Source organism: Rhodobacter aestuarii, assembly GCF_900156655.1.
In the GTDB taxonomy this organism is placed as follows: domain Bacteria; phylum Pseudomonadota; class Alphaproteobacteria; order Rhodobacterales; family Rhodobacteraceae; genus Rhodobacter; species Rhodobacter aestuarii.
The window spans coordinates 21,801-45,410 of record NZ_FTOG01000003.1; the positions used below are offsets into that span (position 1 = coordinate 21,801).

The window sequence follows — 23,610 nt, forward strand, 5'->3', positions numbered from 1 at the left end:
CAAGCGGCCATCAAAGACTGACGCCCGCAAGCTCCTTTTCCAGCCGCGCAATCGCGTCTTTCACATCCTGTTGATGCGGGTTCAAGGCAAAAGAGGCGCGAAACGCCTTTAGTGCCCGCTGCGTGTCGCCCATGTCGGCGTAAATCATGCCAAGCCCGGACAAAGCCCCCCAATGACGCGGCTCCAACCGCAGCACTTGCGCGATATCGGCAATCGAAGGCCCATAGAGCCCAGCCATGAAATAAGCCGTCGCGCGGGCATTCCAGCCTTCGGCAAAATCGGGGGCATGATCGGTCAGCGCAGTCAGATGCTCGATGGCGGCGGCCACATCGCCCGCGTCCATCGCGTCTTCGCCGCGCTTGAGCAACAAATCCATCGCTGCGGAGCCAGAGCGCGACCAAGCACGCCGGATATCTGATTCGGCGCGCTCCCATCCCGCATAGCCGGGATCGGACAATTCCTCGAAGGCACGATCCAATCCTGCGGTCTCGGCATGTGCGACACCACAGAAGTTGACGAAGACGGCAACTGCCGCAACGATATATTTGTTTCGGAGCGCAAGGACCTTCATATACTGAAATGTAAGCCATCTGCTGTGAAAAGCGAGAGGCCAAACCACATTCGGAGGGAACATGAGCATCGTCATCGAAAAGGCCGTGGAACAACTGTCGGAAAAGCTGCCCAACGGCTTCTCGTCGACTGCGAAATTCGTCATTGAGGGCGAAGGCTCGATCATTGCCGACCCAGATGGCGTGCGCGCAGGCGACGACGATGCCGAAGTGACGCTGACCGCCGACACGGACACCTTCCGCGGGATGCTTTCGGGCGATGTGAACCCGACGATGGCCTTCATGCAGGGCAAGCTGAAAATCGACGGCTCGATGGGGCTGGCGATGCAGCTTGGCGCGGCGCTTTCGTGATCGAAGAGGCCCCGCTTTATAACGACCTCGCACGTGGCCCCGAAGGGGGCTCCGCTTGGTGGCTCAAGGCCGCTGACGGGGTGCGCATTCGCTTAGCGGTTTGGTCAAAGGCGGGGTCGAAGGGCACGGTCTTCCTGCTGCCCGGACGCACCGAATATATCGAGAAATATGGCCCCGCAGCCGGCGAGTTTCTGGCGCGGGGCTATGCCATGGTCGCCATCGACTGGCGCGGGCAAGGGCTGGCAGACCGGCTTTGCGCCGATCCGGTGAAGGGGCACGTCGCCGAATTTGGCGACTATCAGCGCGACTTTGACGCGGTCTTGGACGCCGCCGCACGGTTTTGCCTGCCCCGGCCTTGGTTTGTGCTCGGCCATTCGATGGGCGGGGCGATTGGCCTGCGCCGGATCATGGGCACGCATCCGTTTACCGCAGCCGCCTTTTCGGCGCCAATGTGGGAAATTGGCTTGCCCAAACTGATCCAACCCATTGGCCCGGCGCTTGCGCAAATTCTGCGCAACGGTCCCTTGTCGATGATCTATCCGCCGGGCTTCAGCGCACAAAGCTATGTTCTGCGCGCGCCGTTTCTCGACAACAAGCTGACCAAAGATGCGGGCATGTGGGCCTTCATGCTCAACCACCTGCACGAACTGCCCGCGATCACGCTTTCCGGCCCCAGCCTGCAATGGGTCTGCGAAGGGATCTTGGAATGCGAAGATCTTGACGAGCATCCCTCGCCCGATCTGCCCTGCTATTGCGCAATTGGCTCCAATGAACGGATCATCGAAACCAGCGCCGTCTTTGACCGGATGCACCGCTGGCCGAAAGGGCGGCTTGAGATTTTTGAAGGTGCGGAGCACGAATTGATGATGGAAAGCGAAGAACGCCGCCGTCGGTTTTATGACGGCTGCGTCGCTTGCTTTGCGGGCGCGTCAGAGCATTTTCACGCTATCGGCTAAGCGCCCTAGGGGGCTGAACCTAGAGCGTGATCTTGCTGAACCCTTGGCACAGCGCCTCAGACCAATCTTGTGACATCTGCGCAAATTGCGGATCGTCTTTCTCGATCCGCCGCCTCATCGTCACTCGGCATTCATCCCGCGCAATCACTGCCAGATCGAGCGGCATCCCGACAGAGAGGTTTGAGCGCAGCGTCGAATCCATCGAAAGCAGCACCGCCTTTTGCGCATCTTCAAGCGTGGTGGCGACGCGCACGACCCGATCCAAGATCGGCTTACCGTATTTATGCTCGCCAATTTGCAAAAACGGCGTGTCTTCCGTGGCTTCGATGAAATTGCCTTCCGGGTAAACAAGGAACAGCCGCATCGTGCCGCCCTTGCGCTGCCCGGCAACGATCATCGAGGCCGAGACCGAGACCTTGGCCGCGTTCATCTTATGCTCGATGTCTTGGCGCACGCTGGCGAGCGTATTGCCAATGATCTCTGCCACCTTCAGCATGGTGGGCGCGCGCATGATCGAGGTTTCTTCGTTCGCTTCTGGCTGCTCTATCGCCTCGCGCAGCCGCGCCAGCGCGGTTTGCGTCACAGAAAGCGAGCCCGCGGTGAGGATGGTGATCACCCGCTCGCCCGGCTCTTCAAAGACGAACATCTTGCGATAGGTCGCAATATTGTCGAGCCCCGCATTGGTGCGCGTGTCGCTCAAAAGCACCATGCCCTCGTCGAGCAGAAGGCCTACGCAGTAAGTCATGTCTTATTCCCTGCCCCCCGGCACAGCGCCAGCGGCACCCTATTGCTGGACCTGTTCCAAGGCAACCGTTACCTCAAGTCGCTCTGCGCCCTCGCCTTGGGCAACACCCTTGATCGGCGCGGCTTCGCGCGCATCAAGGCCAGAACCCAGCCGAATGAACCGCGCGTCAGGGCAGCATTGATTGGCCGGGTCAAAGCCGATCCAGCCGATGCTCTCTATCCAAATCTCGGCCCAAGCATGGGCGGCTTCATGCGCCTCACCATCCTCGCGGGCAAACAGATAACCCGACACATAGCGCGCTGGCAGGCCCAGCGCGCGCGCGCAAGCAATCAGCGCATGGGCGTGGTCTTGGCAGACCCCCTCACCCTGCGCCAAAGCCTCTGCCGCCGTGGTATGGGCATGGGTCACGCCGGGGCGATAGGCGATCGCCTCCGCCACCGCATTCGAAAGCCTATGCGCGCGATCCAGCGTATCGCTCGCCCCCTCAACCGCTTGATGCGCCAGATCACGGATTTCCGCGCTTTGCCATGTTGCCGTGGTTTCGCGCATATAAGCGAGGGGGGAGACGGTTTCGCGATGCCCGCGCAACACGCCTGCGGTATCGGTTGTGTCGACCTGCCCCACGACCGAGATTGTGACCTCGCTCACCGGGCCCCGGATCGACCAACCCTCGACCTTATCGCCTGCGCCATCGCGGAAGCTGCCGCCACGCGTGCCGCCCAGCACCTCAACATCCCAGCGGATCGTGCGCTGCCCGTCAAACCGCGCCGGAAACAGCCGCAGCGATTGCACCGCCCCGCGCATCGGCGCGTCGTATTCATAGGTGGTGACATGATTGACCGTGAGGATCATCGCGCTTCTCCGCTCAAATAGGCTGCCTGCACCATCTCTGTCAGTTCACTGACATCGCGAATGAACCGGGTCAGAAACTCATGCAGGCCCTCGTCGAAAATCTCTTCGACGCGGGTCTCCGAAATTTCGCCGACAAGCGCGCGGGCCCGCATTTGCGCCGGGCCAGATTTGTCATAGCCGCGCGCCAAAGCATCAAGGTGATCCATCGCCATCGTCACCGCGGTGATGAGCGAGCGCGGCGATTGCGGGTTCAAGATCAAGAAATGCGCGATCTTTGCCGCGGTGATGTCGCCGCCATAGGCCCAATGGAAGGCACGATGCGCCGAAAGCGCACGCAAAAGCGTTTGCCATTGGTAGTTATCGAGCCCCGAGCCAACGAAATCGACGCTGGGCAGCAGCACGAAATACTTCACGTCGATCAACCGCGCGGTATTGTCGGCGCGTTCTAGCGCAAAGCCGAGGTTGAGGAAGCTATAGCCATCGTTGCGCAAAAGCGTGGCATCCATCGCACCGCGCACCAAGGCCGCTTGCCGGTTTACCCATTCGGTAAGTTCGGTCACCTCAAGCTCAGAGCGCGGCATCCGCTCCAGCCGCCGCATTTCTTGAAACGCGCTGTTGAGCGCATCCCAAACTTGGCTGGTCAACGCGGTGCGCACGATGCGCGCATTTTCCCGCGCCCGCTCAAGGCAAGAAACAACGGAGGATGGGTTGTCGCGGTCAAAGAACAGGTAGCTTTCGATATTGCGCTGCACCGGGTCGCCATATTTGGCAGAGAACCCCTCCGCCGTGCCCGAGGCTTGCAAGATGCTTTCCCATTCGCTGCGATAGCCATGCCCGGCAGAGGGCATCAGCGCGATCCGGGCGCCCACTTCCAACAGGCGCGCCATGGTTTCCGCACGCTCAATATAGCGCGCAATCCAAAACAGGTTTTCTGCGGTCCGGCTCAACATGATCTTACTCCGCCAAAACCCAAGTGTCTTTTACGCCGCCCCCTTGGGAGGAGTTCACCACAAGCGAGCCCTCCTTCAGCGCAACGCGGGTTAGCCCGCCGGGCACCAGCTCGATCTTTTCGCCAACCAAGCAATAGGGCCGCAAATCCACATGGCGCGGCGCGATCCCCTCTTGCACGAAGGTCGGCGTGGCCGAAAGCGCGAGCGTCGGCTGGGCGATATAGTTTTCGGGATGGGCCTCGACCTTTTTGCGGAAGGCTTCAATCTGCTCGGTGGTGGATTTCGGGCCCACCAACATGCCGTAGCCGCCCGAGCCATGCACTTCTTTCACCACCAGTTCGGCCATATTCTCCAAAACGTATTTGTAGTCATCGGGCTTGGCGCATTGCCATGTGGGCACGTTGTTCAACAGCGGCTCTTCGCCAAGGTAGAAGCGGACCATCTCGGGCACAAAGGTATAGACCGCCTTGTCATCGGCGACGCCCGCGCCGGGGGCGGAACAAATGCTGACCCCGCCCGAACGATAGACATCCATCAAGCCGGGAATACCGAGCATGGAATCTGGCCGGAAACAGAGCGGATCAAGGAAGGCGTCATCAATGCGCCGGTAGATCACATCAAGCTTTTTCGGCCCTTCGGTAGTGCGCATCCAGCAAAAGCCGCCTTCCACGAACAGATCCTGCCCCTCGACCAGTTCAACCCCCATCAAATCCGCCAAGAAGCTGTGCTCGTAATAGGCGGAGTTGTAATGGCCGGGCGTCAGGATGCCGATGTTGGGTTCGCGGTCGCATTTTGCGGGCGCGACCGAGGCCAAAGTGCGGCGCAGGGCGTCGGGGTAGCCATCCACCGGCTCAATCCGGTTTTCACGGAACAGTTGCGGGAACATCCGCATCATGATCTCGCGGTTTTCGAGCATGTAAGACACACCCGAGGGCGTGCGGCAGTTGTCTTCCAGCACGAAAAACTCGTCCGGCCCGGTGCGCACAATGTCGATGCCGACGATGTGGCTGTAAATCCCGCGCGGCGGCGTGAAGCCGGTCACTGCGCGTTCAAAAGCCTCGTTTTGAAACACCAAACGGCCCGGAATTTTGCCCGCGCGCACAATTTCGGCGCGGCCATAGACATCGAGCAAAAAGGCATTGAGCGCACGCGCGCGCTGCTTGATGCCGCGTTCCAGCTTGCGCCATTCATCTTGCGTGAACACGCGGGGGAACATGTCAAACGGGATCAGCCGATCCGGGTCGCCGCCCTCGCCATAGACAGCAAAAGTGATGCCGATGCGGCGAAACAATGCCTCGGCCTCGGCCTGTTTCATCGCGCGCAACTCTGTTGGCATGGCATTTGTCCAGTCTTCAAGCCGCCTGTAGGGCTCCCGGACTTTGCCGCCTTGATACATTTCGTTGAAATTCTCAGTCATACGCGTGATTCCTCCGGCCTTGTCCAAAGCTTAGGCAGCGCCTTGGGGGAGTAAAAGCGGCCCTCGGCGAAAAACCGGGGGAAACTGGGCGTTAGCGCCGCCAAACTATGCGAGCGCTGAAAATTTAAGCAACGGCCCGTCGTCGCCCAGAAACGGTGATGCTTGCACGGGTCCAACCTGCGCCCTATCTCTGATCCGACCGAAGGAGATGTTCATGATCCGCAGCTTTCCCGCCCCCGTTTTGGATGCCACGCCCGCGCAAGGAGGTGCCGGAGATTTCGGCGCCCTGCCCGATTGGGATCTGACCGATCTTTACCCCGCGCCGGATGCACCGGAATTTGCCCGCGATATGGAGTGGCTTGAAAAGGCCTGCGCCGATTTCGCCACGGATTACGAGGGCAAACTCGCCAGCCTTGATGCGGCGGCGATGGCCGAATGCATCACGCGCTATGAGGCGATTGAGACCACCGCCGGGCGGATCATGTCTTACGCGGGGCTGCGCTATTACCAATGCACCACCGATGCGACCCGCGCCAAATTCATGGCCGATGCGCAAGACAAGATCACCAATTTCACCACGCCTTTGGTGTTCTTCAGCCTTGAGTTCAACCGCATCGAAGACGCGCAATACGACGCTGTCTTTGCCGATGAAAAGGTCGCGCGCTTCAAGCCGGTGTTTGACCGGATGCGGGCGATGAAGCCCTACCAACTTTCCGATGAGCTGGAAAAGTTCCTGCACGACCAATCCGTTGTGGGGGCAGCCGCTTGGAACCGGCTGTTTGATGAAACCTCTGCCGCGCTCACCTTCACCATTGATGGCGAAGAGCTGAGCCTAGAGGCCGCGACCACGCTGATGAGCGACCATGACCGCACCAAACGCGAAGCGGCCGCGCGCGAATTGGCCCGTGTGTTCGGTAACAACGTCAAGCTTTTCGCCCGCGTCCACAACACGCTCGCCAAAGAAAAAGAAATCGAGGATCGCTGGCGCAAGATGCCGACGCCGCAAACCGGGCGGCACTTGTCAAACCATGTCGAGCCGGAGGTGGTGGAGGCTTTGCGCAATGCAGTGGTCGCCGCCTATCCGCGATTGAGCCACCGCTACTATGCGCTCAAAGCCAAATGGCTGGGTCTTGAGAAGCTGCAAATCTGGGATCGCAACGCGCCGCTGCCCACCGAGACGCCGCGCAAGATTATGTGGAAAGAAGCCCGTGAGACGGTGCTGAATGCCTATTCCGGCTTTGCCCCGCGTATGGCGGAGATTGCGCTGCCCTTCTTCGACAAAGGCTGGATTGATGCGGGCGTGAAGCCCGGCAAAGCCCCCGGCGCCTTTGCCCATCCGACGGTCACCACCGTGCACCCCTATGTGATGCTGAACTACTTGGGCAAACCGCGCGATGTGATGACGCTCGCGCATGAGCTTGGCCACGGCGTGCACCAAGTGCTGGCGGCGAAGCAAGGCCCGATGCTTTCCGACACGCCGCTGACGCTGGCCGAGACCGCCAGCGTCTTTGGCGAGATGCTTACCTTCCGCGCGCTGCTGGATGGCGCCAAGACGCCCGCCGAGCGCAAGCAATTGCTCGCGGGTAAGGTCGAAGACATGATCAACACGGTCGTGCGCCAGATCGCGTTCTATGACTTCGAATGCAAGCTGCACGCAGCCCGTGCCCAAGGCGAACTCACGCCCGAAGATATCAACGCGCTGTGGATGTCTGTGCAGGGCGAAAGCCTCGGCCCGGCATTTGAATTCATGGAGGGCTATGAGACTTTCTGGACCTATATCCCGCATTTCGTGCATTCGCCCTTCTACGTCTATGCCTATGCCTTTGGCGACGGGCTGGTGAACGCGCTTTATGCGACCTACGCGGATGGCCTGCCGGAGTTCCAAGACAAGTATTTCGAAATGCTCGAAGCGGGCGGCTCGAAACACCATAAAGAGCTTTTGGCGCCATTCGGGCTTGATGCCTCTGACCCGGCATTCTGGAACAAGGGTCTCGATATGATCGCGGGCTTCATTGATGAGCTGGAGGCGATGGAGGGCTGAGGGCTTTCATCGCTTGAAGACCGAACAGACAAAGGGCCGCCCAGAAGGAGCGGCCCTTTTGTATGGTTCCTCATCGCGAAGCGGCCTGCGGTCCGGCCCCAAAACAGGCGGTTTCGGGATTACTCCCCCGGCGCCGCCAAGGCCGGGTCGTTTTCGCATTTGCTCAGCGGCAGGGCGCGCAACCGCGTGATACGGAGCACCGTGCCCTCGGCTGCCGCGCCGAAGCTGCCTTCGATGCAGGCACAGCCATAGCCGTAATGGCCATTCACCTCGACCCAGCGCGCGGTGAAATCGGCCTCTCCCCAATCCAGATCGTCCCAGCCGGGCACGCCGCCCATGCCCTGCACGGACAGTTCCCATGTGGCATCGGCATCGGTCAGCCAGAAGTTTCCGGGCGTCGGGTTGGCAAACCAGCCGCAGCGGGTTTCGGCGGCAGCCACCACCGGCACCAAGACGACAAGCGCCGCGCAGAGAGCCTTAGGTAAGCAGCCCGCCATCGCTGTCATCCCCTGCCTCCATCAGCAACCGCTCCATATCCGGTACGATCACATGACGCTTGCCCGTGAGTTCAATCACCCCATCGCGTTTGAGCGCCGAAATCTGCCGACTGACGGTTTCGAGCGTCAAACCGAGGTAATCGGCCATCGCTTCGCGCGTCAGAGGCAAATCGAAGGTCAAACTGTTGCCATTTCCCCGGTGACGTATCGACGCATCCCGACGTGCGACAATGGATAGCAGTGACGCGATTTTCTCACGTGCCGTTTTACGCCCCAAAAGCAGCATCCACTCCCGCGCGGCATCCAGCTCATCGAGGGTCATTTGCAGCAGCCGCTGGGCGATATGCGGGGTGCGATCCATCAGCTCTTCAAAGGGCTTTCGACGGAAGCAACACATAAGAATATCGGTGGTTGCGGTGATGTTGTAGGCGGCCCGGTCCCGGCCCGGGCGACCCACGAAATCAGAGGGAAGAAGCAGTCCGACCATCTGAGTCCGACCGTCTTCCAGGGTCTGTGTGAGGGTCGCGATTCCGGAGACGACAGAGGCCACAAAGTCCATCTTATCGCCTGACCAGATCACCGTCTGACCCGCCTCGAAGCTTCGGTAGTACTTGACCGATTCGAGTTCATCTAGTTCGTTGGCCTCGCAACGCGCACAGACGGCCCGATGTCGAATCGGGCAATCTCCGCATTGCAACGAGGCAGGATACACGTCGTCGTGAGACATTGCCTTGCTTGATATGGGTCAAATCCTGGTGCGCGTCTTGAAGGATAGAATACGCCTATGAAACATGAATCGCAACTCGCCCGGCTCGGTCTATTCGACGCTCGGGTGCCCCGTTATACCAGCTATCCGACTGCGCCGCACTTCTCGAATGCTGTGGGCGCGTCGAAATTTATCGAATGGATCGAGGCGATTCCGGCCGGAGCCGCGATCTCGCTCTATATCCACGTGCCGTTCTGCCGCCGGCTGTGCTGGTTCTGCGCCTGCCGCACGCAAGGCACGCAAACCGATGCGCCGGTGAAGGCTTATGCCGACACGCTGGTGACCGAGCTTGGGATGCTGAAAAAGCACCTCGCGCCGGGCGTGAAACTGTCGCGCCTGCATTGGGGCGGCGGCACCGCCACCCTGCTGCCCGCCGACAGCATGCGCAAAGTCGCCGACGCCGTCTTTGATGCGGTGGATCTTGGCGAGAACGGTGAATTCTCGGTCGAGATTGACCCCAATGAGATTGATGACGAACGCATGGATGCGCTGGCGCAATCGGGCATGAACCGTGCCTCGATCGGCATCCAAGACTTCGACCCCTTCATCCAATCGGTGATCGGGCGCGAGCAAAGCTATGAAGTGACCGCCAAGGTCGTCGACATGATCCGCACCCGCGGCATCGACAGCCTGAACACCGACATTCTCTATGGCCTGCCGCATCAGACCAAAGAGAAGATCACCGAAAGCATCGAAAAGGTGCTGACGCTGAAACCCGACCGTGTGGCGCTTTATGGCTATGCCCACGTGCCGTGGATGGCGCGCCGTCAAACGCTGATCCCGGCGGACCAGCTGCCGACGCCGCAATCGCGCCTTGGCCTCTTTGAACGCTCGCAAGAGCTGTTCACCGAAGCGGGTTATGACATCATCGGTATCGACCACTTCGCACTGCCCACCGATGGGCTCTCGAAAGCGTTGCGTGCAGGCAAACTGCGCCGCAACTTCCAAGGCTACACCGATGATCTGGCCGAAGCGCTGGTGGGGATCGGGGCCTCGTCGATCTCGAAATTCCCGCAAGGCTATGCGCAAAACGAATCTGCTACGGGCGCGCATACCTCGGCCATTCGTGAGGGCAACTTCTCGACCCACCGCGGCCACGTCTTCACCAAAGAAGACCTGATGCGCGCGCGGCTGATCGAGATGCTGATGTGCGATTTCGCCGCTTCGAAGAAGGAACTGGTCGAGGAATGGGGCGCCGATGGCGCGCAACTCGACAGCGAATTCGCAGCCTGTGTCGAGAAATTCGGCGATATGGTCGAGATCACCGAGGACGGGATCGCGATTCCCGAACCGGGCCGCCCGCTCACGCGGATGATCGCGCGCCATTTCGACGCTTACGATCTGTCGAAAGCCGGACACAGCTCGGCGATCTGACGGCAATTTGCCACCACGGAAACAGGACTGGGCGCCGCGAGGCGCCCTTTTCATTTCGCCCACGAAGGCACGACGCTCCGGGTGCTTTGCTCTGAGCGCTTTGCCCCAAATCCCAAGGGACGGTTGCGTCGCAGACGGGAACAGCGCTCGGCTACTTAGCCAAGCGTGCCGCCCGCCGTTTCGACAAACTCAATCAGCCGCGGCAGGCAATGGGTCTCTAAATCGTATTTCTCGACCACCGAAGCACGCGCGGCCTGCCGCATCCTTTGATAGCGCTCCGGATGCGCCAGCGCCTCGGTCAGCGCTGCGGACCAGCCCTTGATATCAAAGAAATCAACGAGCCTGCCGTTCGCCCCATCGGTGATCACCTCACGAAGCGGCGCGGTGTCAGAGGCCACCACCATCGCGCCCGCGGACATCGCCTCCATCAGCGACCAACTCAGCACGAAGGGATATGTCAGATAGGCATGCGCCCGCCCGACCTGCATGATCGAGACAAAATCGGCGTAAGGCACGCGCCCCAGAAAATGCACGCGGCTTAGGTCGAGCCGGTCTTTGACCTCATCGAGGAATTTTTGCTTCCAACTGCCCTCCGGCGGGGCCGCGCCATAGCTTTGCCCTTCCTCCCCGATGATCAGCACCTGCGCCTCGGGCCGGGCCGCCAACACATCAGGAAGCGCGCGCATGAAGCTGTGATAGCCCCGATAAGGCTCCAGCGAGCGATTGATGAAGGTCAGCACCTCATCGCCCGCGCGCAGCGTCAAATCCTTGCCCGGAACGGTGTAACTGGCCTGCGGGTTCGGTGTGAGCCGCGCAGTATTCACCCCATCATGGCAGATGGTGATCTTCGCGCGCAGTTCAGGCGGGAAGGTCGAGGCCTGAAACTCGGTGGGGGAAAGCGCCGCATCGGCCTGCACCAAGGTCTGGATCAGATGCGCAGACCGGGCGGTGGTTGCGATGCGGCCCTCGAGCGTGCCCTTGGCAAATTCGGGGTCGAAATCGGTATCGAGCCCGGTGGTTTTGTACATCAACTCCGCATAAACAAGCAGCTTCGCCTCGGGCCACACCTCGCGCAGGTAAAGCGTCTCCCCCCAACCCGGATGGCCAAAGATCACATCCGGCACGAAACCGTGCTGATCGCGCAATTGCCGTGCCGCGCGCGCCGCTTTCACACCGCGCTCGCTTACCTCGGCATACATTTTCGTCAGCCGCGGCTCGAGCTTCACCTCCTCGGGTTTGCGGTATTTCACCACCCGGACGGGCGAGGGACGATTGTTCGTTTCAGAGGTCAGGGCCAGCACCTCATGGCCACGTTTGACAAGCGCTGGGGCCAAATGCGGAAACTGACCGGGAAAGTTCTGATGCACGAACAGGATCTTCATCAGACCTCCCCAAGTGCCGCCGCCAACAGAGCGCGCGTATAGTCTGTTTTGGGCGCGGCAAAAAGCTCTGCCGCAGGCCCCGCCTCGACCACATCGCCCGATTTCATCACCATGATCTTGTGAGAAAGCGCGCGCACCACGCGCAGATCGTGGCTGATGAAAAGGTAAGCCAGCCCATGGCGGCGCTGCAAGTCGCGCAACAACTCCACGATCTGCACCTGAACGGTCATATCAAGCGCGGAGGTCGGCTCATCCAGCACCACCACACGCGGCTGCAAAATCATCGCGCGGGCAATCGCAATGCGCTGGCGCTGCCCGCCCGAAAACTCATGCGGGTAGCGGCTCATGGCGGCGGGATCGAGCCCCACCTCTTCCATAATCGCAGCCACCATTTCGCGGCGGTTGCGGCCCGGCTCCAGCCCATGCACCGTAAGCCCCTCGGCGATGATCTGTTCAATCGTCATGCGGGGAGACAGGCTGCCAAACGGGTCTTGAAACACAATCTGCATATCACGCCGCAGGGGCCGCAACTGCTTGGATTGCCAGCGCGAGATATCTTGCCCATCAAAGTGGATCGGCCCTTCGCTCGCAATCAGCCGCATCAGCGCGAGCGCAAGCGTGGTCTTGCCCGAGCCACTTTCCCCCACAATACCGAGCGTCTCCCCCGCGCGCAGCGACAGGCTTGCCCCGTTCACCGCCTTCACATGGCCGACCGTGCGGCGCAAAAGCCCCCGCTTGACCGGGAACCAAATCTTGAGGGCCTCGGTCTCCAACAATGTCTGCGCGCCTTCGGGCACCGGATCGGCGATGCCTTTAGGTTCAGCCGCCAGCAGCTTTTTGGTATAGGGGTGCTGCGGGTTGGTGAAAATCTGATCGACTGGGCCTTGCTCAACAATCTCGCCTTGGCTCATCACGCAGACCCTATCGGCGATGCGGCGCACCACCCCAAGGTCGTGCGAGATAAAGAGCAGGCTCATCCCAAGATCGCGCTTCAGATCCGCCAGCAGATCGAGGATTTGCGCTTGGATTGTCACATCCAGCGCCGTGGTCGGTTCATCGGCGATCAGCAGTTCCGGCCCGTTGGCCAGCGCCATCGCAATCATCACCCGCTGGCGCTGCCCGCCCGAAAGCTGGTGTGGGTAGTCGGCAAGCCGGGTTTCTGCATTGGCAATGCCCACCTGCCGCAACAACTCGATGATCCGCGCGCGTGCCGCGGGGCCGGTTAGCCCTTGGTGGACGCTCAGGCTCTCGCCCAATTGCTTTTCGATCGTGTGCAGCGGGTTGAGCGAGGTCATCGGCTCTTGAAAGATGAAGCTGATGTCATTGCCGCGCACATCGCGCAGCACCCGCTCCTCCGCCCCCACCATCTCGCGGCCCAGATAGCGCACCGAGCCCTCGGTCTGCGCATTTCCGCCCAAAAGCGCTACGGTCGAAAGCGCCGTGACCGATTTGCCCGAGCCAGATTCCCCCACCAAGGCGACGGTTTCGCCTTTCGCAACGGTGAAGCTGACGCCTTTCACCGCCGGGATCTGACGCCCCTCTTGGCGGAAACTGACACGGAGGTTTTCAACAGAGAGAACAGTTTCCATGGGGCGGCTCATTTGAACACCTTGCGCGGATCGAAGGCGTCGCGCAGCCCCTCGAAGATAAAGACCAAAAGCGAGAGCATGGTGGCAAAGGTCACGAATGCGGTGAAGGCGAGCCACGGCGATTGCAGGTGGTTCTTGGCTTGCAGCGCCAACTCCCCAAGGCTGGGCGCCGAAGAGGGCAGCCCATAGCCAAGGTAGTCCAGCGTGGCGAGGCCAGAGATCGCGCCGGTGATCACAAAGGGCAGCATGGTGAGCGTCGCCACCATCGCATTGGGCAGGATATGGCGGAACATGATCACCGCATCTGAAACGCCAAGCGCCCGCGCCGCGCGGACATATTCAAAGTTGCGCGCACGCAAAAACTCAGCGCGCACGACACCGGTGAGCGCGGGCCAACCGAACAGAATGGTCACAAACACCAACAGCCAGAACGACCGCCCCAAGATCGCGAACAGGATGATGATCACATAAAGCGAGGGGGTGGAGGACCAGATCTCCAACAAACGTTGAAAGATCAGATCGACCTTGCCGCCGAAATAGCCCTGCACAGCCCCCGCCGCGATACCCAGCACCGACGAAGCCGCCGCCACGATCAGCGCGAAAGCCACCGAGATACGGAAGCCATAAATCACCCGCGCCGCCACATCGCGCGCGGTGTCATCGGTGCCGAGCCAATGATCGGCATCAGGGGCCGAAGGTGCGGTGCCCACATTGTTGATGGTGCGGTAGTGGTAGGGGATCGGCGGCCAGAGGATCCAGCCCTTCTCCACGGGCGCGCCCTCAACCGTGCCTTGGCTTTGCACCTCTGCCATGATGCCCTCGGGGTCATCCCAACAAGCCTCTGCCCCGCCGGACACGATCAGACATTGCACGCCCGGATCGGAATAAACCGCCTCGGTCCGGAAATCGCCGCCAAAGGCGGTTTCGGGGTAAAAGTTGGTGACCGGGTAAAAATATTCACCGCGATATTTCACCACCAGCGGATGGTCATTGGCGATGAATTCCGCAAACAGCGAGGCGATAAAAAGAACGCTGAAAATCAGCAGCGAATAGAACGCACGGCGATTGGCGCGGAAGTTGCGCCAGCGGCGGCGGGCAAGCGGAGACAGTGCCATCAGCCCGCCCTCTTCTCAAAGTCGATCCGCGGATCGACAAGGGTGTAGGTGATGTCCGACACGATCCCGATCACCAGCGAGATCAGGCCGAAGGCGTAAAGCGAGCCGAAGACAAGCGGGTAATCCCGCTCCACCGCTGCTTGGTAGCCCAAGAGCCCCAGCCCATCGAGCGAGAAGACGGTTTCGATGATCAGCGAGCCGGAGAACAAAACGCTCAGGAACAGCCCCGGAAAGCCCGCGATCACGATCAGCATCGCATTGCGGAACACATGGCCGTAGAGCACGCGCCGCTCGGTCAGCCCCTTGGCGCGGGCGGTCATCACATATTGCTTGTTGATCTCATCGAGGAACGAGTTCTTCGTCAGCAGCGTCAGTGTAACAAAGGAAGAAAGCGTGATCGCCACCGTTGGCAACACTATGTGCCAAAGGTAATCGACCGCTTTTCCAGTGAGGCTGAGCGTATGCCAGTCATCCGAGGTCAGCCCCCTTGCCGGGAAGATGCTCAAGAAACTGCCACCGGCAAAAAGCACCATCAGCAGCACCGCAAAGACCAATGTCGGGATCGCATAAGCGACGATGATCGCGGCAGAGGTCCAAGTGTCAAAGGCCGTACCGTCTTTCACCGCCTTGCGGATGCCAAGCGGGATCGAGATCAGATAGGCCAAAAGCGTGGACCAAAGACCAAGAGAGATCGAGACCGGCAGCTTATCGATCACCAGTTCCACCACCGACTTGTTCTTGAAGAACGAGGTGCCAAAATCGAACCGAAGGTAGTTGCCCATCATCGTAAAAAACCGCTCGGTCGCGGAGATTTTCTCGGAGGTGCAGGCGGGGTCTTTGAGGTCTGGCGTGCCGGTAAAGCCGTCTTCACAGGCGATACGGGCAAAGCCCATCTGCACCTCAAGCTGCGCGAGCAAATCAGGCGAAATACCGCGCGCACCTTGATAGGTGCTGTCTTCCATGCCTTGGCCCTGCCCCGCATCGGCGCCACCGGTGATATTGCGGGTGGAATCCGCCTCGCCCTGCACACGGGCTATGATTTGCTCAATCGGCCCACCGGGAACAAATTGCGTCAGCGCAAAGTTGATCAGCATGATGCCGAACAACGTCGGCAAAACCAGCATCAACCGCCGCAGGATATAGGCGCCCATCGTCTCTTTCAGCCTTGCACTTTTCCAACAAATCCGAAGGGTATCTGGCTTAGATAGCCCCTTCCGCTTTCAGTTTTGCGGCTTTTTCGGCGTTATACCACCAGAAGTCCGTCTCGCCCAGCGTATAGGGCGGCAAGGTCTCGGGGTGCTCATACATGTCATAGTAAGCGACGGTGTATTTGTCTTTGTACCATTGCGGCACCCAGAACCGCAGCGCGCGCAACACACGATCAAGCGCATGGACGCGCGGCAGCAGCTCCTCTTGCGTCTGCGCCTCTTCCACTTTGCGAATGAGCGCATCCACCGCCGGGTTCGCCAGCCCCGCCGCATTGAACACATCCCCCACCGCGCCAGAGCCGAAGTATTGCTGCAAGCCAGACCCCGGGATCAGGTCTTGCCCGAAATGGGTGGTGATCAGGTCAAAGTCATGGCTGCGGCGGCGCGCTTCATATTGCGCATCATCCACGCGGGCCATTTTAGCATCCACGCCAAGCGCGCGCAGGTTTTCGACAAAGGGGTTGATGACCCGGTCAAAGCTTTGACTGTCATTAAGGAACTCAACGGTCAGAAGCGCGCCTTGCGCATTGCGGCGCATCCCGTCATCGCCCACTTCCCAACCGGCTTCATCCAATAGCGCCGCCGCACGGCGCATGTTGCGCCGATCAAGTTGGCGCGCCCCCGAAACCGGGGCCATCACGGCCTCGTCGTTCAGCACACCTTCGGGAAGGTCCGCCGCGAAGGGTTCAAGCAGCGCCAGTTCCTCTGACCCCGGCGCGCCGCTGGCAGCGAGAGGCGAGTTTTCCCAGATCGAATTGATCCGCGCGTAAAGCCCGTAAAAGAGCGACTCGTTTGACCATTCGAAGTTGAACATCAACCCAATCGCTTCGCGCACGCGGATATCGGCAAATTTCTCGCGCCGCAGGTTGATCGCAAAAGCCTGGCCACTCGCCACATTGCCATCATGCAACTCATCTTTGACCACATGGCCAGATGTCATTGCCGGGAAGTCATATTGCGTGGCCCAGATGATAGAACTGGTTTCATTTCGGAAGGTGTAGCTGCCCGATTTGAATCCCTCAAACGCGGCTTGGTAATCGCCGTAATATTCCACCCGGATCCGGTCGAAATTGTTGCGCCCCACATTGATCGGAAGGCTCTCCCCCCAATAGTCGGGGTTGCGCTTCCACACGACCGTGCGCCCATCTTTGGCGCTGTCGAACACGTATGGCCCCGAGCCAATCAGCGCCACTTGGCTTGGCTCGTCCAATGCGAGCCCAGCGTTTTCAAACTGCGCCTTGGAAAAGACCGGCAAGCCGCCCGCCAGTTGGATGATGTCACGGCGCGGCGCATCGGCCGTGAAGGTGAATTTGATCCGGCGGTCATCGAGCACCTCGGCGCCCGCAATCTGCTGCGCCACCACCGCGCGGAAGCTCGAAAGCCCCTTGTCGCGCATTTGCTCATAGGAAAAGAGCACATCAGCCACGGTGAGCGGCACCCCATCGGAGAAGGTAATCCCATCGCGTAGGGTGAAGATCACCCAATCCTTGCTCTCGGGGTATTCAAAGCTCTCGCACAGCAGGCAATACGCCTCTCCCACCGTGTCGGCAGTGCCAGTGAGCATGGTTTCAAGAGGCGCAGAGGCCAGCGCGGCCGCGCGGCCCTTGATCGTGAAGGGGTTGAAATTGTCAAAGGCCCCCGGCGCCCATTCGGAGATTTCGCCGCCCTTCGGGGCCTCGGGGTTGACGTAATCAAGATGCGCAAAACCGGGGCCGTATTTCACATCCCCCAAGGTCGCAATCGCCGCGACTGAGACCGTATCCGCCGCTCGCACTTGCGTTGCAACGCCACCCGCCAGCGCCAAAGCCACAAGCCCCGCGCCCAAAGCGCTCAAAAACCGCCCGCGTTCTTCGATCTGCCGTGCCGCAACCGCTACTCGTGCCATGCCTATCTCCCTCTTTGCGCCTACTAAAGGGCGTCCGGGCGGCGGGGGCAAGTTGCAATGGTGTGAGCCGTGCGTTGGAGCACGCAAAAGCAAAGGGCCGCCCTATTGGAGCGGCCCTTGCAAACCCTGGAATTGGTTTTCTTAGCGCTTATTGCGACACAGAGTAGAGATAGGCGATCACGTCTTGGATCGACTGGGTGTCGTCTTTGAAGCCCGCGAAGGCCATTTTGTTTTTCGGCACTTCGGCTTTCGGCTCGGTCAGGTAAGCGGTCAGGCGGTCAGCGGTCCAGTAACCGGTGTGGCCTTTCATCGCTTTCGAGTATTTGAAGCCTTCCACCGTGCCGGTGGCGCGGCCCACAACACCATCGAGGTGCGGACCAACAGCGTTTTTGCCGTCAACTTTGTGGCAGGTTTTGCAGTTCTTTTGGAACACCGCTTCGCCCGCGGTGGCATCCCCTACGATCGTCGCCGGATCGATTTCGGTGAAGGGATCGAGTTCAACGACCTCTTCCACTTCTTCGGGCGCAGCAGCCGGGGCGGGCGCGGCCGAGGCGGCCGGCGCGGCTTCGGCGAGCACAACATTGGGATCCATGGCGATCGCACGACCGTTTTCGTCGATCGGCACCGAGGTTGCGGGACGCGTGTTAAACAGCGTCGCCGAGGTAAAGGAGATCAATCCATAGAACAGAACCACACCGAACAGCGTGGCTCCCAACTTCATCATATGCGTCTTGAGCATGGCTCCCCCGCGATTTTCATTCTATTTGCCGTTGCGCGCATCTACGCCCGTCAGGCACGAGATTTCAAGGATCATATACGCTTCGCGCCAGAATCGGCTGCGTCAAATAGAACCGATTGGCGCCTTTTATGCAGTTAATCGCGCTTTTCCTGCCGCGCAGCTTGCGCCATTAAGAGAGGCGATCGCAACGGGAGAAGCACATGGACAAGATGAACCAAGGTCTCATCGCCTTTCAAGGGGCGCTTGGCTCTTATTCGCATGAAGCGGCAGAGCGTGCCCGTCCGGGCTTTGCCCCCCTGCCCTGCGCCACATTTGAAGAGGTGATCGAGGCCGTGCGGTCGAGCCGTGCAGATCTGGCGATGCTGCCAATTGAAAATTCCACCTACGGACGGGTGGCCGATATTCACCGTTTGCTGCCGGAATCGGGCCTGCATATTCTCGACGAGCATTTCTTGCGGGTGCGGATTGCGTTGATGAGCCTTGCGGGTACCAAACTTGAAGAGGTCAAGACCGTCCGCGCGCATTTGGTGCTTTTGCCGCAATCGGCCCGGTTCCTGAAAACCCATGGAATCACGGGGCTTGCGGCGGCCGATAGCGCGGGCGCTGCGGCCGATCTGGCGCAGACCCGCACGCCCGGCGAGGGGGTTCTGGCCTCCGAACTCGCGGCGGGCATCCACGGGCTAGAGGTGCTGGCCCGCGATATTGAAGACCACGGCCACAACACGACCCGCTTTTTGGTGATGGGCCGCGAACCCGATCCGCGCGCCCGTGCGGACAAGATGATGACCACCTTCGTCTTTGAAGTGCGCAACATTCCAGCCGCGCTTTACAAGGCGATGGGCGGCTTTGCGACCAACGGCGTTAACATGACAAAGCTGGAAAGCTATATGCTGGATGGCTCCTTCACCGCGACACAGTTTTACGCCGATATCGAAGGCCACCCCGACGATGCGAATGTGAAACTCGCGCTGGACGAATTGCGCTATTTCACCTCGCATATGCATATTCTGGGCACCTATCCAGCAGACCCCAAACGCTATGACTAAAAGGGGGCCGAAGCCCCCTTTTCTTTTCAAAACCCCAATGAATAATTGGCCTTAAGCGGCTTAGAACCGGGTCTCGTAGCCGATGCGCAGCGTCTTTGTCAGCCCTGCCGAATAAGCGGTTTGTGCCACCCCCAGATCAAGATTGACGGTCCCGCCCGCCGCAAGACGGTGGTCATAGCCAATTGATGCCTCAAGCCGCGCCTTGTAATTGACTGCAAGCGCAGGCGCGGTGATCGCCCCAGCGCCGCTCGTGCCACTGATATCATCGGCATCGCGATCCAGATCGACAGACAAGCCGATATCGTAGCGCAGCGTGTCACGCGGGCTCAGCACTTGGCGGCCAGAGACGCCGAGCGTCGCCGCCCAAAGATCAACCGATTGCCCCTCCCACGTGACCGGGAAGCCAATATCATTCGCCTCAGTATAGCCCGCACGTTTCATCCGGCTGCGCTCAAGCCGCAGATACGGCGTCACCTCACCTTGGGCGAGCGGCTTACGCCAGCCAAGTTCAACCGCCGCCGTCGAGGCACTCAACCGGGTCGTCCCATGGCCCGCCTCGGTGTTGGAAAGCGTGGCCGGGCGCATCACCTCGACATCGCCCGCACCATGCGCCAGCGCGAGTTTCCACGTCAGCCCCTGACCATTGGCGGGCTCATGGCGCAGATACAGCGCCCCCGCCACCATTTGCCCGTCATAATCGACGGTCTCAATATCGGACGAGCCGCTCGACAGGCTCAGCGCGCCACCAAGCGTGAAACCGGGCGCGACGGCCGCCGCAACCCCGATATCGCCAAAGCTGAGCGTGCCGGAGCCAGAGGCATCCACCACACCAGCCCCAAGGCGCAGCCCGACCGGCACCGGCGCCACACCTGCCACCCCTTTCGACGAAAGCCGCGGCCCGGCGTTGATCAGCCGAATTTCATTGGTGCCAACCTGCGCAACTTTCATCAATTGCTGCGCCCCAGCGGCGCCCAAATCGCCCGCCGTCGCAGCCATCGACGCGCCGGTATTCTCCAGATCAAGCATCCCCGAGGTGTCGCGGTAGATGAAGGCGCGCGTTCCGCTTAGACCGACAACGGTGGTCCCATCGTCACTGACCGCGCGCGCGTAAGAATAAGACGTGCCATTTAGCACCCCCAGATCGGTCATCACCCCATCAACCCAACGAAAGGCGTGCGTCTGATTTCCGCTCGTGAGCGCGTTCCCCACAACCACAGCCCCGTCCGCGCTCATGTCGGTGGTTTCGGAAGTCAGCCCGCCAAGGGTGCCCAAATCCACCATATTCTCCGCTTGCGTCCACCGAAACGCATGTTGCTGAGATGAGCCAACTGTGTAGCTCCACCCTGCCACCACAGATCCATCGCTGCTCACAACAAGAGCGCGGCTGCCGTCTCCGCCCAAAGTGCCAAGATCGCCCATCACGCCGCCTTCCCAACGGAACGCACGATATTGCGCCGAAGCGATCTGCGCTTCGCCTACGATAACACTGCCATCTAGATTCACGTCAAAAGCCCGGGACTCATTGCCTCCAAATGTGCCAAGCTCGACCATCCCGCTAGAATCCCACCGAAAAGCACGTGTATTATAATTTGGAAGAACGTTATGGAGATTGCCGACCACAACAGCACCGTCGGCACTAACCGCAGTGGCTTCAGAGCCATTACCGTTCATCACGCCAAGATCGGTCATCACCCCATCTTGCCATCGAAAGGCGTGATAAATTGAGGTGGAATTTATCCTGCTTTGCCCGACCACCACACTGCCATCGGCACTTACATCCGTCGCGGTAGAAAACTCTCCGGTCTCTAGTAGGCCTAAATCTGTCACGCCCGTGCCGCGCCAGAGGACCGCGTGAAACCGACCCGAAGAATTATAGCTTGCGCCGATAATTGTGCTGCCGTCCGCGCTGACGCCATTGACCATCGCATGAGATCCCAAGTGATCAAGCGCTGTGACATTCGCGCCATTGGTCCAGCGCACGGCGTATCTGATAGACGGTGTGCCCCCGAAGCTTGTGCCCGCAATCACCGACCCATCGGCGCTTACCGCCAGGGCATCAGTCGTAGAATTATCGAGTGCCTCAAGTTCGGTCATGGTGATCGGGGCCGCCTGCCCGAACGATAGTCCGGGCAGCAGGCTACAGGCCAAGATGGATGCGAGGAGCAAGCCTTTAAGCGGGCGGCGCGGCGGTGCTGACAATCGGCGGGTTGACTGGTGAAATAGGTCTTGCATCATCTTGCTCCTTTCTGCCGCCAAGACCTGTCGACTTGGCGAGAGCGCCGGCAAACCGCCGACAGGACTGCGCAAAAGCAATGAAACTTGCGCGAAAGCGCAGCATTTTAAACTTTTGTTTAGCCTAAACCCGAAGGAACCCCGGTGTTGCCCGGACAAGATGACGCAGCGCCACCAGTTGACACGGCGCACAAAAGCACACGCGCGGCGTGCACGCGTGCCGATTAATGTGAGAGAATTTCAGACCTTAAACGGCCCGGGTCTCCAATTCCCGCAGGAAGGATTTGATCCGCTCGTCATAGCGGCGATCAAGATTGGCCCGCCCAAGCCGCGCCGATTGCAGCAAGAGCCGCGCGCCCAAGGTGCGCGGGCGCACCTCTAGCCCTGTGGTCAGCCGGGTACGGTTCGGCGCAAGGGTGGTGAAGCCAAGCGAAAGCGTCAATTCAAAGCTCGACGAAGTGCCCGCGTAATCGACCAATGCGGCTGGCTCAAACCGGGTCACATCGACAATCATCTGCCGCGCGCGCCCACGCAGCATGAAGCCCACATCCCAAGACATGCCCGCGCCTTTGGCTTGCAGCGTATCCAAGCGGCGCATGGAAACGCCCTTGCGCCGTGCGGCACGCTCGATTGCCGCCAGATCCGTCAGTTGCTCAAAAAGCTGATCGGCGCTCAAGGCCACATCGACGCGGTTCGAAAATTTCATGGCTGTCTCCAAATGCGCGCGCACGCCCGCGCGGCATGCTCTGCCCTCGTGCTTGGCCCAAGCGAGGGGCTGGTGTCAATTGTCCGCCGTCACATCTGGAAAAAGCCAATCTGACAGCATCCACCGCGCCACGGTGCCGGGGCGCGCGGCGCGGATCTCTGGGTCTTCGCCTGCATAGATGCGCGCAAGTCGATTGCGCGGCACCCAAAGCGCGGCCTCGATTTCAGCCGGATCAAGGGTGATCGCTTCGCTTGTCGCCTCGCCTGCACAGCCGAGCATCAGCGAACCGGGGAACGGCCAAGGTTGCGCTGCCAAAAACCGCACGGCGCCAACCTGCACCCCGGTTTCCTCCAACACCTCTCGCCGCACCGCCATTGCAGGGGTCTCACCGGGCTCCATGAACCCCGCCGGACAAGAATACATTCCCTCGGGCCAGCCGGGAGAGCGGGCGAGCAATACACTATCGCCGCGCGTGATACGCATGATCACCACCGGGTCGGTACGCGGGAAATGGCTCGCCCCGCAACTGGGGCAAAGCCGCTGCCAACCGCCCTGCGCCAACACACTTGGGCCGCCGCAGGTTGAACAAAACTGATGCGATTGATGCCAAGCGATCAGCGCGCGCGCCGTGGCGGCAATTTCGCCCGCGCGCGGGTCGAGCCGAGGCAGCACGCCGCGCAAATCCGCCCAATCGGAACCTTCGGGCGCAGCGGCGCCCTCAGGCAAACTGAGCGCGAAAACCGGCGCGCCCTCGGCCAGTCCCAAAAATATCGGCGCGCCCGCGCCCTGCACCAAGCTATCTTCCGGGCCGAGCGCCTGAAGCCCCGCACCAACCACCTTGTCGGGCGCAGCACCTTCGGGAGCCAGTAGCGCCGCACCTTGGCAAAAAGCCACAAACCGCGCCCGAGGCTGCGCCGCCATCTCCGCAAGGGCCACCGTATCGCTGCGCAGATGCGCCGCGCGCTCCAACCCTGCTAGGCCGCCTGCTCCGACAAAAGCCATCGCCTCTTTTTGCTGCGCCGCCATATCGTTGTGCCCTCACGTCAATCTGACGTCTTGTGGCACTTCGCATCCGCCTTGGCCAGAGCCCCTCCCGGCGCAGATTCGTCGGCGAATTCCGCACAACTTTTGCCGAATGGCCCAAAAATCAGGCAGCCGCCGCGTTTTTGCCCGCAGGCCGCACATTCTCT

The 23,610-nt window shown here is 60.5% G+C and carries 21 protein-coding genes; 5 read left to right on the forward strand and 16 right to left on the reverse strand.

Going from position 1 to position 23,610, the window contains the following annotated elements:
- Window positions 1-10 precede the first annotated feature (10 nt).
- Complete coding sequence (locus BW967_RS05415) at window positions 11-478, reverse strand: tetratricopeptide repeat protein (protein WP_245826450.1); 468 nt, start codon at window positions 476-478, stop codon at window positions 11-13.
- A 154-nt stretch (window positions 479-632) separates the two neighbouring features.
- Between BW967_RS05415 and BW967_RS05420 the strand changes: the two genes are divergently transcribed.
- Window positions 633-920: an SCP2 sterol-binding domain-containing protein gene (locus BW967_RS05420; protein ID WP_076484050.1), complete on the forward strand. Its 288-nt coding sequence runs from the start codon at window positions 633-635 to the stop codon at window positions 918-920.
- Window positions 917-1,876 (forward strand): alpha/beta fold hydrolase, encoded by a 960-nt coding sequence (locus BW967_RS05425; protein WP_083951970.1) that lies wholly within the window; start codon window positions 917-919, stop codon window positions 1,874-1,876. The genes BW967_RS05420 and BW967_RS05425 overlap by 4 nt, the downstream gene beginning before the upstream one ends.
- Window positions 1,877-1,895: 19 nt before the next feature.
- Here BW967_RS05425 and BW967_RS05430 read toward each other — a convergent pair whose 3' ends face one another.
- From BW967_RS05430 to BW967_RS05445, 4 genes are read right to left on the reverse strand one after another with little or no spacing between them, the layout of a single operon-like run.
- Window positions 1,896-2,621 (reverse strand): proteasome-type protease, encoded by a 726-nt coding sequence (locus tag BW967_RS05430; protein WP_076484051.1) that lies wholly within the window; start codon window positions 2,619-2,621, stop codon window positions 1,896-1,898.
- 39 nt (window positions 2,622-2,660) lie between these two features.
- Entirely contained in the window at window positions 2,661-3,473 is an 813-nt protein-coding gene (locus tag BW967_RS05435) for a transglutaminase family protein (protein WP_076484052.1), read from the reverse strand.
- Window positions 3,470-4,423, reverse strand: a complete 954-nt coding sequence (locus tag BW967_RS05440; RefSeq protein WP_076484053.1) for an alpha-E domain-containing protein — start codon at window positions 4,421-4,423, stop codon at window positions 3,470-3,472. The genes BW967_RS05435 and BW967_RS05440 overlap by 4 nt, the downstream gene beginning before the upstream one ends.
- Window positions 4,424-4,427: 4 nt before the next feature.
- Complete coding sequence (locus BW967_RS05445; protein WP_076484054.1) at window positions 4,428-5,840, reverse strand: circularly permuted type 2 ATP-grasp protein; 1,413 nt, start codon at window positions 5,838-5,840, stop codon at window positions 4,428-4,430.
- Between the two features lie 214 nt (window positions 5,841-6,054).
- Here BW967_RS05445 and BW967_RS05450 point away from each other — a divergent pair, with 214 nt between their 5' ends.
- On the forward strand, window positions 6,055-7,881 hold the full coding sequence (locus BW967_RS05450; RefSeq protein ID WP_076484256.1) for a M3 family oligoendopeptidase: 1,827 nt from the start codon (window positions 6,055-6,057) through the stop codon (window positions 7,879-7,881).
- A gap of 119 nt (window positions 7,882-8,000) precedes the next feature.
- Here the strand turns inward: BW967_RS05450 and BW967_RS05455 are convergent, their stop codons facing one another.
- Complete coding sequence (locus tag BW967_RS05455) at window positions 8,001-8,387, reverse strand: DUF4087 domain-containing protein (protein WP_217696371.1); 387 nt, start codon at window positions 8,385-8,387, stop codon at window positions 8,001-8,003.
- On the reverse strand, window positions 8,359-9,105 hold the full coding sequence (gene fnrL, locus BW967_RS05460; protein WP_076484056.1) for a transcriptional regulator FnrL: 747 nt from the start codon (window positions 9,103-9,105) through the stop codon (window positions 8,359-8,361). The genes BW967_RS05455 and fnrL overlap by 29 nt, the downstream gene beginning before the upstream one ends.
- A gap of 57 nt (window positions 9,106-9,162) precedes the next feature.
- On the opposite strand from fnrL, the gene hemN reads away from it, so the two are divergent.
- Window positions 9,163-10,518 (forward strand): oxygen-independent coproporphyrinogen III oxidase, encoded by a 1,356-nt coding sequence (gene hemN, locus BW967_RS05465; RefSeq protein WP_076484057.1) that lies wholly within the window; start codon window positions 9,163-9,165, stop codon window positions 10,516-10,518.
- Window positions 10,519-10,673: 155 nt separating this feature from the next.
- On the opposite strand, the gene BW967_RS05470 is transcribed toward hemN, so the two are convergent.
- From BW967_RS05470 to BW967_RS05495, 6 genes are all read right to left on the reverse strand, one after another.
- Complete coding sequence (locus tag BW967_RS05470; RefSeq protein ID WP_076484058.1) at window positions 10,674-11,900, reverse strand: glycosyltransferase; 1,227 nt, start codon at window positions 11,898-11,900, stop codon at window positions 10,674-10,676.
- Window positions 11,900-13,489, reverse strand: a complete 1,590-nt coding sequence (locus BW967_RS05475) for an ABC transporter ATP-binding protein (RefSeq protein ID WP_076484257.1) — start codon at window positions 13,487-13,489, stop codon at window positions 11,900-11,902. The genes BW967_RS05470 and BW967_RS05475 overlap by 1 nt, the downstream gene beginning before the upstream one ends.
- An 8-nt stretch (window positions 13,490-13,497) precedes the next feature.
- Window positions 13,498-14,604, reverse strand: coding sequence for an ABC transporter permease (locus BW967_RS05480; RefSeq protein WP_076484059.1), 1,107 nt, complete (start codon window positions 14,602-14,604; stop codon window positions 13,498-13,500).
- The gene (locus BW967_RS05485) at window positions 14,604-15,755 is read right to left on the reverse strand and encodes a microcin C ABC transporter permease YejB (protein WP_076484060.1); all 1,152 of its coding nucleotides are present in this window, start codon (window positions 15,753-15,755) and stop codon (window positions 14,604-14,606) included. Before BW967_RS05485 ends, BW967_RS05480 begins: the two co-directional genes overlap by 1 nt.
- Window positions 15,756-15,804: 49 nt before the next feature.
- A complete protein-coding gene (locus tag BW967_RS05490) occupies window positions 15,805-17,697 on the reverse strand; it encodes an extracellular solute-binding protein (RefSeq protein ID WP_076484061.1) in 1,893 nt (630 codons plus the stop codon).
- Between the two features lie 148 nt (window positions 17,698-17,845).
- A complete protein-coding gene (locus BW967_RS05495; RefSeq protein WP_076484062.1) occupies window positions 17,846-18,436 on the reverse strand; it encodes a c-type cytochrome in 591 nt (196 codons plus the stop codon).
- A 209-nt stretch (window positions 18,437-18,645) separates the two neighbouring features.
- Here BW967_RS05495 and BW967_RS05500 point away from each other — a divergent pair, with 209 nt between their 5' ends.
- Entirely contained in the window at window positions 18,646-19,482 is an 837-nt protein-coding gene (locus BW967_RS05500; protein WP_083951998.1) for a prephenate dehydratase, read from the forward strand.
- A gap of 60 nt (window positions 19,483-19,542) precedes the next feature.
- Here BW967_RS05500 and BW967_RS05505 read toward each other — a convergent pair whose 3' ends face one another.
- The 3 genes from BW967_RS05505 to nudC all read right to left on the reverse strand — a co-directional run bounded on the left by BW967_RS05505 (window position 19,543) and on the right by nudC (window position 23,446).
- Entirely contained in the window at window positions 19,543-21,576 is a 2,034-nt protein-coding gene (locus BW967_RS05505) for an HAF repeat-containing protein (RefSeq protein ID WP_076484064.1), read from the reverse strand.
- Between the two features lie 385 nt (window positions 21,577-21,961).
- Window positions 21,962-22,420, reverse strand: coding sequence for an SRPBCC family protein (locus BW967_RS05510; protein ID WP_076484065.1), 459 nt, complete (start codon window positions 22,418-22,420; stop codon window positions 21,962-21,964).
- A gap of 75 nt (window positions 22,421-22,495) precedes the next feature.
- Window positions 22,496-23,446: an NAD(+) diphosphatase gene (nudC, locus tag BW967_RS05515; RefSeq protein ID WP_245826452.1), complete on the reverse strand. Its 951-nt coding sequence runs from the start codon at window positions 23,444-23,446 to the stop codon at window positions 22,496-22,498.
- Window positions 23,447-23,610 lie beyond the last annotated feature (164 nt).